Below are 15661 nucleotides of genomic sequence, written 5' to 3' on the forward strand. Positions count from 1 at the left end.
AGGCACCTAACGCTCATGCATCACGGTGGTGAGTCACCCCAGATGATGAAAGATACGTTACAAGCCCTTCTCCCCCTCGGGGGAGAAGGGAGTGTCTGTAGCTGACCTGGTTCTTTCACGTTAAAGACGACAGATAGTCGACTTTTGTGCGGTGCCCGGGCGGGGCAGTATGACCTTGATCCGTGATCACGGCCTTCCGCCTCTGGGAGTTTCCTGCCTGCACATGGTCATTTCAGTCGCTACGGTGTCTTTCAAGCGTCCGGTCGCTGTCCTGCGCCTGGCGATGCTGTCCATGCTTCTGCTCTTTACCGGTACCGTTCAGGCACAGCCGGTACTGAGCATCCTGCCGGAATCCACCGGCTGTGTGTCGGTGCTGACCAGTCAGGCCGGCGGCTTGTATCGGGCCTGCGGACCGGACTGGCGCTTCCGGCGTGTCGCCGGTGCGCCCGATGCGTTGCCGGTGACCCTGGCCGAGAGCAACCGTTCACTGATCCTCGGCACACGCACCGGACTCTACCAGCGTCCATTCGACCAGACCGAGTGGCAACGACTCAGCGATCAGCCCACCGGCGCGCTGGCCTGTCACGGCACCCACTGCGTGGTCCGATCCTTCGGCCAGGGGCCGCAGCGGTTATCGGATGGCCGGCTCTCCCCGCTGCAGGTCCGGCGACTTCCGGATCAGCCCCTGCAACAGTTCGTCATCGCCGGAGACGGTGCCCTGTATGGCGCCGGCATGGGCGCGGGTGTCCTGTGGCTCAAGCCCGGCAGTGATACCTGGCAGCCCGTCGGCTCCGGTCTGGGCAACGGCAACGTGCTGGCTTTGGCTTTGGCGTTGGCGGATGACGGCACCCTCCATGCCGGAACCTATGGTGGCGGCCTTTACCGTCTGCGCCCCGGTGAGTCCCGCTGGCAGCGCCTGTCGGGTCTGCAGGCCATGCAGGTGACGGCCCTGGCGGTGTCCGCCGATGGTCGCCGGGTGCTGGCCAGTGTCGGTGATGGGGTGCGGGAATCGCGGGATGGTGGCGACAACTGGCGGGCGGTGCCTGAATTGGCGGGCATCCCTGTGCTCAGCCTGGCCTTCGATGGGGCGGGTCGGGCCTGGGCCGGGACCCGGGAGGGACGACTGTACCGCCGACAGGACGAGGCGTGGATGCAGGTCCGTTTCGGGGCTGACCTGATCGTCCACCAGGTGGCGTCGGCGGGGCAGGGCGGGTTGTTCATCCTCATGGGCGATCGGTTGTACCGTCGCTCCCATCCCGGCGCGGACTGGCAGCGGATCGAAACACCGTTTCCCCTCACCGATGGGTCGGCGTCCCTGGCCGTGGATGCAGTGGGCCGCCTTTATCTGGGCAGTGCACGGCAGCCGCCCCGGCGTGTGGACAGCCGGACCGGGGAGTGGCGAGTGTCGGCATCGGCATGGCCGGAGCCGGGTGGTGTACGTGCCCTGCGTACCGGCCCGGAGGGTGTCGTGTACGGGATACATGCCGACACCGGTCAGCTCCATCGCCTGGAACCGGAACAGGATCGCTGGAGGCCGGTCGAGATCGGCGAGGCCCGTCCGGGCCATCAGCTACGGGATCTGCGGCGGCTGCCGGGGGGGCATGGGGTGGCCTGGGGGGCGAATGTCCTGATGTGGCAGCGTCCCGGTGAGTCATGGCAGCACAACTGGTTTGCCCAGCTTGAACGTGGGGCGCCCGGACTGGACGCCGACGGGGTGTTGTGGACTCGTCGACAGGTGACGGTGTTTTCGCTGGCCCCCGGTGAGAACCGCTGGCGCGACGACGCCATCCGGCACCCTCTGTATGTGGAAGCCGTGGCCCTGATGGACGGCACGGAGCTGGCGCTGACCGAGGACGATCGTCTGGTACGCCTGCGGCGTCGGGAGGATGGCACCTGGGTGGAACGCAATGCCTACGCACCGCCGGGGCCGCCGCCTTACGCACTGACCGCCATGGGGGACAGAGTCTATCTGGGCACCCTGGACGGCCTTCATGAACTGGACCCGGTGCATGGCACCTGGCGGGACATCACCCCCACACACTGAGGCCGGCCATCGATATGTTGCTCATGTTTCGCAGTCTGATCGTTGCCGTGCTTGTGGCCGTGGGCGTTACCCTCTGGTGGTATCCCGCCGCCACCCTGGTGATGGTGGAACCGGTCGCCTGGGGGCAGCTGCACGAGCAGCAATATGCCCCCCGGGAGCGGGCGTCGCCATTCCTGTCTTCCGCCGTGATCGAGCAGTCCCGGCAGTCGCGTCCCTTCTTGCCGATGGCGGAGTTCATCCATGACCAGCTCGGCGGGGCGATGCGGGAGGTCGAGGCCGGTGACTGGAGTCGGGATCTACCGGGTCCCGGCGGCGGCCGTGCCTGGCTCACACCTGAGCGGGTGCCCGTCACCGATCCCCCGCGTGGCTGGCTGCATCTGGCCCTGCGGGACGGGGAGGCGCTGGATTTCTACCGCCTGCAATGGGTGGATCCGCTGCAGCGTCTGGGTGACATACCCCCAGCCCAGGCTCATCCTTTCCGGGGTGTTCCGCTGCTCTGGGTGTGCATGGGCATCGTCCTGGTGGTGATGCTTGCGCTGCCGGTTCGTGAATCGCCTGCCCAGGCCAGCAATCTGGCCCGGGGCATGCGGGCGGGACTGATCATGCTGGGCTTTTTCCTGCCGCTGACCCTGGCAGGCCTGTGGCTGTCTCAGCGTTCGGCACCGGATACGGTCTACGCCTTGATCGTGATCGGGGGCATGCTGGCAGTGGCCGGTCTGATCACGGCCCTGATCTTTGGTCGTCAGTATGCCTGGCTCAGGCGCCTCATGGCCGGCGAGGGGCTGCTGGCCCATTGGCAACTGGAACCCGGTCAGTGGCGGGATTTCCTGCAGCGGGACATGCAGCGCAGCCGGGGGGAGAAACTGGCCAGGCTGGTGATGGTGGCCGTCATGGCCGTGGTGGTGGGCCTGGGGTTTGTGCTGTTTGCACCGGACCGGGGCGCGGGTCTGGTGGTGGCGGGGGTGCTGGTGGGCATGGTGATGCTGCTTGCACTGGTCGTGCTGCTCCTGCCCCTGTGGACCCGTCGGCGCCTGTTACGGGCGGTGCCGGAGGTCTGGCTGGGGCCGGAGGGTGTCTGCATCGGCAATCAGGCCCATCACTGGTCGGGGCTGGGATCACGGCTTGAGTCGGCGCGATTGCGAAGGGGCAAGCAGGGCCTGCCTGCCCGGATCGAGCTGACCTATTCCGGATTGCGCGGTGTGAGCAGTGGTCGAGGGGTGTATGTCTATCGTGACCAGCAGAACGTGGTGGTACCGGTCCCCCCCGGCAAGGAAGCAGAGGCAGAAAGGGTCATCGCCGGGCTGCGAGCCGGCAAGGGGAAATGAGGATGGGTATGAACACCCTGTTGCTGTCCAGGCGCCGCGGAATGTCACGGCTTGTTGCCGGCATGATCGGTGCCTGCACCCTGTCCCTGCTCCTTGACTGCACGGCGCCCGCAAGGGCCGACACACCGGCTCTGGACCCGGAACTGCAGGCGCTGGCGGCCCAGGGCAAGCTGACCGTGCGTGCCCTGCGCGCCTGGGGGCTGTTGCCGGATGCCCATCAGGGGCTGGTGATGGCGCTGCATGCCCGTTCCCTGGACCTGCTGGCTGCGGATCAGGCGCAGGTTGAACGCTGGATCGAGGATGCCGATAGGGGGCGTCTGTCCTTGTCGCCGGATCAACTGGGTCATCTCAAGGACCTGCAGGCACTGATGGGTCGCATCACGACCCTGAGCATCGAGGCATCCGGTGCCGATTCCGCGCTGGCTGGTGCGCTGGATATCGAGCAGACCTGGACCCTGGAGGACTGGGAATCTCTCGACAAGGCCCCGGCCTTGATGCCGGGCGGGGCGTTCGGCGCTCTCCTGTTCGCCCAGGACCCGATGGAAGCGGCGATCCTGGCCCGGCTGGAACGCCCCGAGGGTTTTGACCCTCCGCTGCGTCTGGATGCCCGGGCCACCCGCGAGTTGCTGTTCCCACCAGAGAAGGACATCCCGGATGCCGCTGCCGCTGCCGCACCGACCCCACCCCCCGGCGTGCCTACCCTGCCCGAAGGGCTGATCCGCGCCGAATTGGCCCAGGGCGTCAATACCCTGGGGGATACCTACTGGGCAGGGCAGGTGATCTTTGCCATGCAGGGCATGCGCATGCTTTACGGCGTTCTGTCGGAAGCGGACGAGGCGGCCTTCAGCCGTCTCTGGGCGCCCTTGTTCGAGCATCCCAGTGAGACCGTGCTGGCCTGGCTGCAGGCCCTCAACCCCTTGTTGATGGAATTTCTGGCCGCACAGCAGGAAATGGCCGCCTTGCTGGAGGTGCTGGACGAGGCGGATTTTGCCGTGGAACTGGCCATGGCCTATGGCGAGGACGAAGACATTGACGCTGCCATGAATCGGGTGGGGTTGCTCAGCGCCCGTATCGGTGAAGTGAAGCAGCACATGGAACAGGTGGTGGCGGCCATTGATGCCCTTGGGAGCCCACCCGATGTGCGCCAGGAGCAGGAACGCGCCCGGGCCAGAACCCGTCAGGCCGTCGAGTTGGTGAAATCCCTTGCCCCGCCCACCGAGGTCCATCACGTCCCCCGCCCCGGCTGGTCGGCGGAAACGGCCTGCGGGTTTGCCGGTGGCTGCCCGCGTCACGAGGATTTCGGTGAATTGAGCAAGGTGTTCCACTACGCCTTCGAACATCGCCTTTTGCGTTGGGATGGTTCCATTTCCCGGGATCAGATCACCGCGCCGCTGATGCTGGTCTTTGTGATTCATGATTCGGTGCCGGCGGAGACGATCGTGCAGGGGCGCTGGGCCGGATGGCAGTGGATCGATGAATGGATGATTCCCCATTTCATAAGTCCGGACGCCGGTGACTGGGTCCGGACTGACCGGATGCAGGGAAGGTATGACGATGCCATGACCGGGCTGACGCAGACCACGGTGGATGGCCATCCCGCCTTGCGCTGGCCCTATCCATGGCTGTATCGCATTGAACTGGTGAACTATCTGATCCAGCCAGGTGGGGATGAAGATCCGCGCATCCTCGTGATCCAGGTGCCAAACTGGGCTGCCATCAAGAACGCCGATCTGAACCTTGATCTCATAGCACGCCACCAGAGCTTTGAACTCGATGCCATGATGCGCCACCTGCGGATCGGTTCCGATGAAGAAGGACATGATAGGCCCCCTGGTTTCCCGGACATTGCGCTGGAATACATTGAATTTCGCCAGCAGACCCTGGAGTGGCTGGCCGGGGTGGTGAGGAACAGTGAAGTGGTGCTGGAGGAGGAGCGTCGTGTCAATCTTCGGCAACTGGCGGAACGCGTCCTGTTGGAAAACAGGAATCGCATGGAGATCCTGCGCAGCGGGCGCTACCGTTGGACGCCGACATTCTTGAGTGAGCGCTGGGCCGAGCACGGATACGGCGATTCTGGTAGATACGGCCTGCGCGATGCCCGTCTTGGGCAGTCTCCGGAATCCTGGCTGCCCACGGCAAGGGTCGTGCTGGAGCCCGGCGCACCCCTGGATCTGCTGCCCCAGCCCATTGAGGAAGTGGGAGAATTTGCGCCTTGTGTCGAGTGTCGTGTGCTCATGCCCGAGGCGATACCGGGGCATCCCCTGAACGAACAGTATGAACATCGCACGGTGCGTGAACTGGTGGCCGCAGGCCGCCTGCGCCTGATGCCGACGGATCACGGCCTGCCGGTGGGTAATCTCTTCGGCGTGGGTGATCTGGATGTGGCGCGCATCGACATCCCGGCGGTTCCGGAGGGATCACCGGCCCCGGCGGACGATGATCCGCTGCAGGCCCGGGTGCGCTTCCACGAGAACAACATCGGCTGGCTGCAGGGTGATATCCAGCGCCTGGAGCAGGCCTTGCGCGGCAGCGGCAACGAGGATGAGCGCCGTTTTCTGGGCCATCAGCTCACCATCAAGCGGGCCGACCTGCAGGGAGAGCGGGATGCCATCACCACCCTGCGAACAGGTAACTTCGTCCGCACCCCCACCGCCTGGGACCAACTGGTCAAGGAGCAGATGCTGGCTCAGGGGCGGGAGATGGCGGCCCGGGTGGAGCGTTCACGGCGTAATCTGGACCGCATCGAGCACATGATGGATACCCTGCCGCCGGAAGAGCGCCGCGACCTGAGGGACTGGGTGGATCGTCAGTTGCGGGACGCCGGGATGGATCTGGAACGACAGGCGCAGGTGGGGCAGCTTGTGGCCAGGAACCTGCAGGCGCGGGCGGAACAGCAGCGTGCCGCCGCCCAGGAGGATGAGGCCTGGGCCCAACTGGCGGTGGACATCCTGGAGAATTATCAGCAGGCGGCCACCTACGCCATGTATGCCACCCCCTTCGTCAGCGGCGGCGGAGTGCTGTCGGTGGCCTACGGCATCACCAGCGGCGGCATCGCCGGTTATGCGGAGCAGGGTGATGTTCACGGCGCCATCCGGGGCGCGGCGCTCACCTCCCTGCGTTACTGGTCGCCCAAGGCGGACTATGCCCTGACCGCCTATGAAGGCTACCAGGCCGGCGGCGTCGAGGGCGCCGCCCGGCGCGTGGCCTCCACCTATGTGCAACGCAAGGTGGTTCAGACCGCCACCCAGGCCGCCCTGAACGTACAGGGGCAGATCCAGGCTTCCCATCGGCAGGCCCGCCGGGAGGCCTGGCGCGAGGCCCAGCGCAAGGTGAATTTCCGCGAGGAGCGGGCCGCGGGCCGCGCCCTGGCGGAGCAGCACCAGGCCCAGTTCGCGCAAGTCCGCCGTCTTGAACGGAGCATGCGGCAGCAGGGCTATATCGAAGTGGATGGCGTGCGCTACAGCGGTGACCTGATGTGGCGGACCCGCACCTGGACCGATACCAACCGGGCGCTGATGGACACCACCGCCGCCATCAAGCACTCCCCTCACGCCAAGTTCTGGATGAAGCGGGGTGCCGATCCGCTGGCCCAAAGGGACTACAACTTCACCGACCGGTTGCACACCCGCCAGGTGGTCAGGGATCTGCGTGCCGACCTGCAGGCCCAGGGGATTGCCCCCGATGCCCTGCAGTTTCGACCCATCCGCAACGCGGGCAATAGCTCGCCGGGCATGGACCTGGACCTGGCGATGCGTTTCACGGGCGATGCCAGTCATCTGCGGCGGATCGATCCCGCCACCGGGCAGGCGCAGCAACTGAGCCTGGCCGAGGCCAACGCCTTCGTGCAGGGGCGTTTCAATCGGGTCTACGCCCGCAATGCCGGGGGGCGAAGCGCCGATGGGTCCTGGCAGATGGTCACCAGCAGCGCCCACCCCGAGGCCTACCAGGACACGGCCTGGCTGCATGTGCGTGACATCGTGCGTTCCGGCGCAGATCCGAATTCGGTCATCAACCCACGGCATGCGGCCCAGGCAGGGGGCGTGACCGTGCACAAGGCCCATGAGATGCGCCGTTTCATCGGCATGGGAACGGATAACCAGAACTTCGAGATCTACCGCGGCACCGCCAAGGATATCGACTCCAAGGTGATCCCTCTGCTGCAGTCACGGGTGGAACGTGCTCCAACCCCGTCCCAGCGGCAGGAAGCCCGTGGGACACTGGATTTTTACCGTCACCTGTCACGGGCGATGAATCTGGCGGTGAACGATCCCATCAGTGCCGACAAGTCGGTACGACAACTCACGGGCATGGATACCCTGGGGGCGGTGGAATTGGTGGGTGGGGCTATCGAGGCCCTGGGGCAGGGACGATGATGTCCCTGCCCCGGGGGCATGGGTCAGTCGGCCTTCACAGTGACGTTCCGGCATCCGGTTTCCACCAGCCGCCAGGAGGCGAGGGTGGCCAGGGCGGCAAAGCCGGTGAGCAGCCACAGTCCGCGCTGGTAATCGGTGGCCGTGTACACGGGTACGCCGCCGCTCAACAGGCCCTCCCAGCCCAGGTCCATGGCCCAGCCGAACAAAGGCTGGAACAGCGCGGCCCCCAGGAACAGGCCGGTGTTGACCAGGGCGATGGCCATGCCCGAAAGGGCCGGGTCCGTCACCTCCTTGGCATGGGCGTAGGCCACCACAAAAGAGCCCGCACTCAGACCCATGAGGGTGAACAGGGTCAGTCCAGAGATCCCGGGACCCCAGGGCAGGAACAGCAGGCCCAGACAGACGCTCAGGTAGACCAGGGCGCCGGCCTGCAGCACGGGACGGCGCCGGCCCATGCGGTCGGAGAAACTGCCTGCCAGCAGGCAACCGACGGCAAAGGCCACCGTGGCCACGGTGGTGTAGATGGAGGCATCTCCCCGGCTCAGGCCATGCACGTCCCGCAGCAGGGGGATGGCCCACAGCCCCAGCATGCCGAACAGGCTGCCGGTGATGCCGAAGTCATAGACGAACCCCGGCCACAGTCGGCGGTTGGCCAGCACGGCCCGCAGGTCCTTGATCCAGTGCTGCTTTCTCGGCGCGTGGGGCGGCAGGCCTTCCATCTCCCGCACCGACGGGAACCCCATCTGTTCGGGCTTGTCACGCACCAGCCACCAGGAGAGCACGGCCAGGCCGATGGCGATGACTCCCAGGGCCACGAACAGGCTGCGCCAGTCCACCACAAGCAGCATCAAGGCGAGTGGACCGGTGGCGGCGATGGCTCCCAGGTTGCCCAGCAGCAGGGTGAGGCCGCTGATGCTGCCGTACTTGCGTTCGCTGAACCACACGGAATTGCTCTTCATGAGGCCGACGAAGACCACCGAGACCCCCAGCCCCACCAGGAAACGGCCCACGCTGGCGATGGCCAGCGTCTCCGCCAGGCCGAAGACGATGGAGCCGCACCCGGCCACTGCGTTGCCCAGCATCACCGCAAAACGCGAACCCAGGGTGTCCGCCAGCACGCCTGCCGGCATCTGCATGGCGGTGTAGATGTAGAAATACATGGCCGAGAGGGACCCCAGCGCCGCCGCCGTCACGCCGAATGCCTCGGTGAGTTCGCCGGAGACCATGGCCGGCGCAAAGCGGTGGAAGAACACCAGCATGTACGCTGCGATGAGCACGCTGTAGATGGTCCAGCGCGCCCGTTCGAAGCGGGCGGAATCGTAGGCTTGGTGCATGGGGAGTCCTGGGTCGGAGATGTTGTCGCCGGGGTGTTAAGTTACAGGGCCCGCGGTGCGAGGTCACGCATGGTGCCCGCCGCGCCCCCAGACCAGGACACACCGCTTCGTTCACAGGACTTGCCCTTGCCGACAAGGTAGAATCCCCCCATGCCACTCACCGAAAAGAACATCCTGCTGGGCGTCAGCGCCGGCATTGCCGCCTACAAGAGCTGTGAACTGGTGCGACTGCTCACCGGGGCCGGGGCGCAGGTGAGGGTGGTCATGACCCCCCGGGCCACGGAATTCGTCGCGCCTCTCACCTTCCAGGCCTTGTCCGGCCACCCTGTACGCACGGCGGTGTTTGATGCCGAGGCGGAGGCCGGGATGGACCATATCAGCCTGGCCCGCTGGGCCGACGCCATTCTGGTGGCGCCGGCCACGGCAGATGTCATGGCCCGCCTGGCACACGGCATGGCCGATGACCTGCTCAGCACCCTGTGTCTGGCCACCGAGGCCCCCGTCTGTCTGGCCCCGGCCATGAACCGGGTCATGTGGGGCCACGTGGCCACCCGCGACAATGCCCGCCTGCTGGTCTCCCGTGGCGTACACCTCTTCGGTCCGGGCACCGGTGGGCAGGCCTGTGGCGAGACCGGGGCAGGGCGCATGCTCGAGCCCGCCGAGCTGGTGCAGTCTCTCCGGTCCCTGTTCGAGGCCCCGCGCCTTGAAGGGCGCCATGTCCTGGTCACTGCGGGCCCCACCCGGGAGCCCATGGATCCGGTGCGCTACATCACCAACCGCAGTTCCGGACGCATGGGCTATGCCGTGGCCGCCGCCGCCGCGCTGGCCGGCGCCCGGGTCACCCTGGTGAGCGGTCCGGTGGCACTGGAGTCCCCTGTGGGTGTCGAACGCCTGATGGTGGAGACGGCCGAACAGATGCAGGACACGGTGATGGCCCACGTGGCGGGTGCCGACATCTTCATCGCCACCGCCGCCGTGGCCGATTACCGTGTGGCGCAACCGGCACGGCAAAAGATCAAGAAGCAGGGCGACACCCTGGACCTGCAATTGGTGAAGAATCCGGACATCCTCGCCCAGGTGGCCGCCTCCCCAAATCGACCCTTCACCGTGGGTTTTGCCGCCGAGACGGATTCCCTGGAGAAGCACGCACGCGCCAAGCTGGAGAACAAGCGCCTGGACATGATCGCCGCCAATGACGTGTCCGACGGTCAGGGGTTCGATGTGGACGACAACGCCCTGCGGGTGTTCTGGAGCGATGGGGGCTGCTCGCTGCCGCGACAATCCAAGATGACGCTGGCGCGGGCGCTGGTGCAGGTGATCGCGGATCGATTCCAGGTGGCCCGTGAACAGGACTAAGCCGAACATGCAGACCATACAGATCAAGATCCTCGATGCCCGCCTGGGCCGCGATTTTCCACTGCCCACCACGGCCACGGAGGGCTCCGCCGGGGTGGATCTGCGCGCCTGCCTGGATGCGCCCTTGACGCTGCTCCCCGGTCAGGCTGAACTCGTTCCCACGGGCATGGCCATGCACATCGCTGATCCGGGCCTGGCGGCCATGATCCTGCCCCGGTCGGGGCTGGGTCATAAACAGGGGATCGTGCTGGGCAACCTGGTGGGCTTGATCGACTCCGACTACCAGGGACCGCTGATGGTCTCCTGCTGGAACCGGGGAGCGGAGCCCTTCGTGATCTCGCCGGGGGAGCGCATCGCCCAGATGGTGGTGGTGCCCGTGGTGCAGCCCCACTTTCAGGTGGTGGAAGAGTTCGAGGCCACGCAACGGGGAACCGGCGGTTTCGGCTCCTCCGGCCGAATCTGAGACGAACCCATCCTCGCGCCGGCATCCATGGCCCCTGCGGTTTTGACAGGTCAGAGGTTTTAACAGGCCCAAGGTTCTCTACAGGGAGTACCCGCATGAGTGTTCAGGTGTCGCCTTCCATCTTCCGGGCCTACGATATCCGCGGGGTGGTGGAGGCTGGCCTGGACCCTGGGGTGGCCGAGGCGGTGGGCCGGGCCTACGGGGCCGAGGCCCGCGAGCAGGGCGGCAAGCGGGTTGCCGTCGGCCGCGATGGCCGCCTCTCCAGCCCGGCACTGGAGGCCGCCCTGGTGAAAGGACTCATGGCCACCGGTCTGGAGGTGATCCTGCTGGGATGCGTGCCCACCCCAGTGACCTATTTCGCTGCCCTGGAGCTGGCCGATGGCAACGGCGTGATGGTCACCGGGAGTCATAATCCGCCCCGGTACAACGGTTTCAAACTCATGCTGGGAAGGCGCACCCTGCACCGGGAAACGGTGCAGCGGCTGCGTCGCCGCATCGTCGAGGATCGCTTGCCCGAAAGCCCGGGTGGTCGCTGTGTCGAGGCGGAGGTGACCCAGGACTATCTGCAGCGACTCTGCAACGACATTCATCTGCACCGCCCCCTGTCGGTGGCCGTGGACTGTGGCAATGGTGCTGCATCGGGCATCGCTCCCGAGGTTTACCGGCGCCTGGGCTGCCGGGTGGAGCCTCTGTTCTGCCAGGTGGATGGTCATTTTCCCAATCATCACCCCGACCCCTCGCGCCCGGAGAACCTGGCCCACCTGGCCGATGTGGTGCGCCGGCGGGGCCTGGATCTGGGCCTGGCCTTTGATGGCGACGGCGATCGCCTCGGTATGGTGGACGGCCAGGGACGCATCCACTGGCCGGACCGCCTGATGATGTGTTTTGCCGACGATGTGCTGGCCCGTCATCCCGGTGCCGGCGTGGTATTCGACGTGAAATGCACCCATCACCTGGGCCAGGAGGTGCGTCGCCGGGGCGGAGTGCCGGATATGTGGTGCACCGGGCACTCCCTGCTCAAGGCGCGCATGGAAGAAACCGGGGCGTTGCTGGCGGGAGAGATGAGCGGGCATGTATTCTTCCGCGATCGCTGGTTGGGGGTGGATGACGCCCTCTACGCCGGGGCCCGCCTGCTGGAATGGTTGTCGCGGGATGATCGTCCGCCAGCGCGTGTGCTGGATGATCTGCCCCAGGGCTGTCACACCCCGGAGATCCTGGTGAGTCCCGAAGGGGTTGAGGATGCCCATGATGTGTTCATGGCCCGTCTGCTGGAGGCGGTGGAAGGGCAGGACGAGCTGGAAGGCGGGACGATCACCCGCATCGATGGCCTGCGAGTGGATTTTCCCGATGGCTGGGGCCTGGTGCGCGCCTCCAACACCACCCCTTGCCTCACCCTGCGCTTCGAGGGCGACACCCCCGAGGCCCTGGCACGGATCCAGGCCCGATTTCGGGCACTGGTTCACCAGGTGGATGTCACGCTCGGGTTGCCCTTCTGAGGCGGGCTGCCACCCATGTCACCCATATGTACATAGTATTGTCTTGATCTGTAAAACCGGAGAAATGCCCCATGTCCGAGTCCACCGCCATGGACCAAATCAGTGTGCACACCATCGCCCGGGTGCTGACCGAGGCGCTGCCGTATATCCAGCGGTTTTCCCGCAAGACCCTGGTGATCAAATATGGCGGCAATGCCATGGTGGACGAGGAACTCAAGCGGGGCTTCGCCCGGGATATCGTCCTGCTCAAGCAGGTGGGCATGAACCCGGTGGTGGTCCACGGCGGCGGACCGCAGATCGGCAAGATGCTGGAGCAGCTGGGCAAGGAGTCCCGCTTCATCGACGGCCTGCGGGTGACGGACCGGGAGACCATGGATGTGGTGCAGATGGTCCTGGGGGGGCTGGTGAACAAGGAGATCGTCAGCCTCATCAATCAGTTCGGTGGGCGCGCCGTGGGGCTGACCGGCAAGGATGGCGGTTTGATCCGTGCCAGGCGCTTGAGCCATCGGCGCGCGAAGGCAGACCCCGAGGCCTCGGAGATCATCGATCTTGGGCATGTGGGGGAGGTGGCCTCCATTGATCCGGCGGTGGTGCACATGCTGGACTCCGGGGATTTCATCCCGGTGATCGCGCCGGTGGGGGTGGGCGAGGATGGTGTGGCTTACAACATCAACGCCGACCTGGTGGCGGGCAAGATGGCCTCCGTGCTGGCCGCTGAAAAGCTGATCCTGCTCACGAACACCCCCGGCGTTCTGGATGACGCGGGCAATCTGCTCACCGGGCTGACTGCCCGGGAAGTGGACGAGCTGATCGCCTCGGGCGTGATCCACGGTGGCATGATCCCGAAGATCCAGTGCGCCCTGGATGCGGTCAAGTCGGGGGTGAAGAGTGCCCATATCATCGACGGGCGCGTGGCCCATGCGGTGATGCTGGAATTGCTGACCGATAAGGGGGTGGGGACCCTGATCCGTGGGTAACGGATCTGGGGCGGCGGACTCGGTTACAGGTGGTGCCTGGCTGTGTTAACGATGCCTAGGATGCAGGGTCCTCCCGCTCCTGACGCAATTGCCGCAGGCGTTGCAGGTCGCGATTGAAGCGCTCCACCAGGGCCTCGCGTTCCTGCTGGCGAGCGACCAATTGCTCCTCCTGGCGAAGGATCTGGCGCTCCAGCGAGCTCAGGCGCCGCTGCAGGTTCTCCGGCAATTCACGATCCTGGGCCTGGAGGCGCTGGGCCCGGCCAAGCGCCTCCTCGTGCTGTTCCTGGAGGGATGAGAGCTTGTTGCGGACCAGGTTGATGTTGCCATCCACCATGGCCAGGCGGTCATCCCGGGCGTGCAGCAATTCCCGTTCCGAGCCGAAGGACTGCAGCAGGATGCGATCCGCGCGGGCCTGCTCTGCCTCGCGGCGGGTGGTCTCGGCCTCCGCGGCCTGGCGGGCCTGCTCCCGTTCCCGCTCCTCGGCCGTCTGGGCACGCTCCAGTCGCTCCACCACCAGCCCGCGCCGATCCAGGACCTCGCGGTCATAGCGGCCTGCTTCGGTGGGCGGGGCGTCGCTGAAGTGCACCTGACCATCCTCGTCCACCCAGCGATACATCTGTGCCCCGGCTCCCGAGGCCATGGCCACCAGCAAGGAGCCCGCCAGCAGTTGTGTGGGCCATCGCGCGGGGTGGTGGATCACGGCGGTACCCGTTCCTAAATCCGGATCCCGAATTCCTTTCGATAGGCTTCCACGGCATCCCGATGCCGGGCCATGTCGGGCAGTTCGCCCAGGAATTCCACCAGGTCGGAGAGGGTGGCGATGGCATGCACCTGCAGGCCGAAGTCACGCTCCACTTCCTGGATGGCGGACAGTTCACCCTGCCCCCGTTCCTGGCGATCCAGCGCGATCAGCACGCCGGCGGGTTCGGCGCCGGCGGCGCGGATGATCTCCACGGACTCGCGGATGGCGGTGCCGGCGGTGATCACGTCGTCCACGATGAGCACCCGGCCCGTGAGCGGCGAGCCCACCAGGCTGCCTCCCTCGCCATGGTCCTTGGCCTCCTTGCGATTGAAGCAATAGGGATAATCCCGGTCATGTTGCTGCGCCAGCGCGATGGCCGTGGCAGCCGCCAGGGGGATGCCCTTGTAGGCCGGACCAAAGAGCATGTCGATGTCGGCGTTGGCATCCACCAGCGTGCGGGCATAAAACGCCCCCAGCCGGGACAGGTCCCGGCCGGTACTGAACAGGCCAGCGTTGAAGAAGTAGGGGCTGACGCGCCCGGACTTGAGCGTGAACTCGCCGAAGCGCAGTACGCCCCGCTCCAGGCAGAACTGCAGAAATTCAGTGCGGAATGTGTTCATGGGCTTGAAGTTACAAGGATCCCTTGGGGTTCACAAGGCCGGCGGGCGGCCCCTGTGGTAAGTTCGTCGGCTTGGCCTGAAACCTTCATCAAACCGATTCAGCTATGCGCATTGTCAATTTTAACGCCAATGGTATCCGTTCCGCCGCCCGCAAGGGCTTTTTTCAGTGGCTTGAGGCCTGTGAGGCGGATGTGGTGTGCATCCAGGAGACCAAGGCCCAGGTGCACCAGCTCAGCGATGAGATCTTTCATCCCCGGGGCTACCACTGCCACTACTTCGATGCCCGGAAGAAGGGCTACAGCGGCGTGGCCCTGTACGCCCGTCAAGCGCCCGATGAGGTGGTGATCGGTATGGAATCGGCGGAGTTCGACCCTGAAGCCCGCTATATCGAGGCGCGCTTTGGTGGCTTGTCGGTGGCTTCCGTGTATCTGCCGTCCGGCTCCTCCGGCGAGGCCCGGCAGCAGGCCAAGTACCGCTTCATGGATGCCTTCATGGAGCGCCTGCGCGGGGCCCGCCAGGATGGTCGCGAATACATCCTGTGTGGCGACTGGAACATCGCCCACAAGGCCATCGACCTGCGCAACTGGCGCAGCAATCAAAAGAACTCCGGGTTTCTCCCCGAAGAGCGTGCCTGGCTGGATCAGCTCTATGACGACGTGGGCTGGGTGGACACCTTTCGTCGAGTCAATCCGCAGCCCGATGAATACACCTGGTGGTCGCATCGGGGCCAGGCCTGGTCCAGGAATGTGGGCTGGCGTCTGGACTATCAGGTGGCTACCCCGGGGGTGGGGAACAGCGTGCGCGCGGCCTCCGTACATCGGGAGGATCGCTTCTCCGATCATGCTCCCGTGATCATGGATTACGACTGGCCCGCACGGCGCTGATACGGCTCAGGGTCGCCTCAGCGGGCGCTTTTGTGTTAGCTTTCTCG

General features: G+C 65.8%; 11 protein-coding genes. 8 read left to right on the top strand and 3 right to left on the bottom strand.

Annotated elements, in window-relative coordinates; all coding sequences use genetic code 11:
• Positions 1–223 precede the first annotated feature (223 nt).
• From ECTOBSL9_RS05690 to ECTOBSL9_RS05700, 3 genes are read left to right on the top strand one after another with little or no spacing between them, the layout of a single operon-like run.
• Positions 224–2044 carry a hypothetical protein gene (locus ECTOBSL9_RS05690; protein ID WP_156500046.1) on the top strand — a complete coding sequence of 607 codons (1821 nt, stop codon included), beginning with the start codon at positions 224–226 and terminating at the stop codon, positions 2042–2044.
• Between the two features lie 23 nt (positions 2045–2067).
• Positions 2068–3369, top strand: a complete 1302-nt coding sequence (locus ECTOBSL9_RS05695) for a hypothetical protein (RefSeq protein ID WP_156500047.1) — start codon at positions 2068–2070, stop codon at positions 3367–3369.
• Between the two features lie 8 nt (positions 3370–3377).
• Entirely contained in the window at positions 3378–7742 is a 4365-nt protein-coding gene (locus ECTOBSL9_RS05700) for a hypothetical protein (protein WP_063464257.1), read from the top strand.
• Positions 7743–7765: 23 nt separating this feature from the next.
• Here the strand turns inward: ECTOBSL9_RS05700 and ECTOBSL9_RS05705 are convergent, their stop codons facing one another.
• The gene (locus ECTOBSL9_RS05705; protein ID WP_063464258.1) at positions 7766–9076 is read right to left on the bottom strand and encodes an MFS transporter; all 1311 of its coding nucleotides are present in this window, start codon (positions 9074–9076) and stop codon (positions 7766–7768) included.
• A 150-nt stretch (positions 9077–9226) separates the two neighbouring features.
• On the opposite strand from ECTOBSL9_RS05705, the gene coaBC reads away from it, so the two are divergent.
• The 4 genes from coaBC (at position 9227) to argB (ending at position 13368) form a co-directional block, all read left to right on the top strand.
• Positions 9227–10432: a bifunctional phosphopantothenoylcysteine decarboxylase/phosphopantothenate--cysteine ligase CoaBC gene (coaBC, locus tag ECTOBSL9_RS05710; protein WP_063464259.1), complete on the top strand. Its 1206-nt coding sequence runs from the start codon at positions 9227–9229 to the stop codon at positions 10430–10432.
• Positions 10433–10439: 7 nt separating this feature from the next.
• Positions 10440–10895 carry a dUTP diphosphatase gene (gene dut, locus ECTOBSL9_RS05715; RefSeq protein ID WP_063464260.1) on the top strand — a complete coding sequence of 152 codons (456 nt, stop codon included), beginning with the start codon at positions 10440–10442 and terminating at the stop codon, positions 10893–10895.
• Positions 10896–10990: 95 nt separating this feature from the next.
• Positions 10991–12391, top strand: coding sequence for a phosphomannomutase/phosphoglucomutase (locus ECTOBSL9_RS05720; RefSeq protein WP_063464261.1), 1401 nt, complete (start codon positions 10991–10993; stop codon positions 12389–12391).
• An 89-nt stretch (positions 12392–12480) separates the two neighbouring features.
• Positions 12481–13368 (top strand): acetylglutamate kinase, encoded by an 888-nt coding sequence (gene argB / locus ECTOBSL9_RS05725; RefSeq protein WP_063466031.1) that lies wholly within the window; start codon positions 12481–12483, stop codon positions 13366–13368.
• 55 nt (positions 13369–13423) lie between these two features.
• Here the strand turns inward: argB and ECTOBSL9_RS05730 are convergent, their stop codons facing one another.
• Positions 13424–14068, bottom strand: coding sequence for a DUF4124 domain-containing protein (locus ECTOBSL9_RS05730; RefSeq protein ID WP_240481065.1), 645 nt, complete (start codon positions 14066–14068; stop codon positions 13424–13426).
• A gap of 14 nt (positions 14069–14082) precedes the next feature.
• Positions 14083–14730 carry an orotate phosphoribosyltransferase gene (gene pyrE, locus ECTOBSL9_RS05735; protein WP_063464262.1) on the bottom strand — a complete coding sequence of 216 codons (648 nt, stop codon included), beginning with the start codon at positions 14728–14730 and terminating at the stop codon, positions 14083–14085.
• Between the two features lie 104 nt (positions 14731–14834).
• Between pyrE and ECTOBSL9_RS05740 the strand changes: the two genes are divergently transcribed.
• On the top strand, positions 14835–15614 hold the full coding sequence (locus ECTOBSL9_RS05740) for an exodeoxyribonuclease III (protein ID WP_063464263.1): 780 nt from the start codon (positions 14835–14837) through the stop codon (positions 15612–15614).
• The last annotated feature ends 47 nt before the right edge of the window (positions 15615–15661 follow it).

The sequence above is a fragment of the Ectothiorhodospira sp. BSL-9 genome (genome assembly GCF_001632845.1).
GTDB lineage: Bacteria > Pseudomonadota > Gammaproteobacteria > Ectothiorhodospirales > Ectothiorhodospiraceae > Ectothiorhodospira.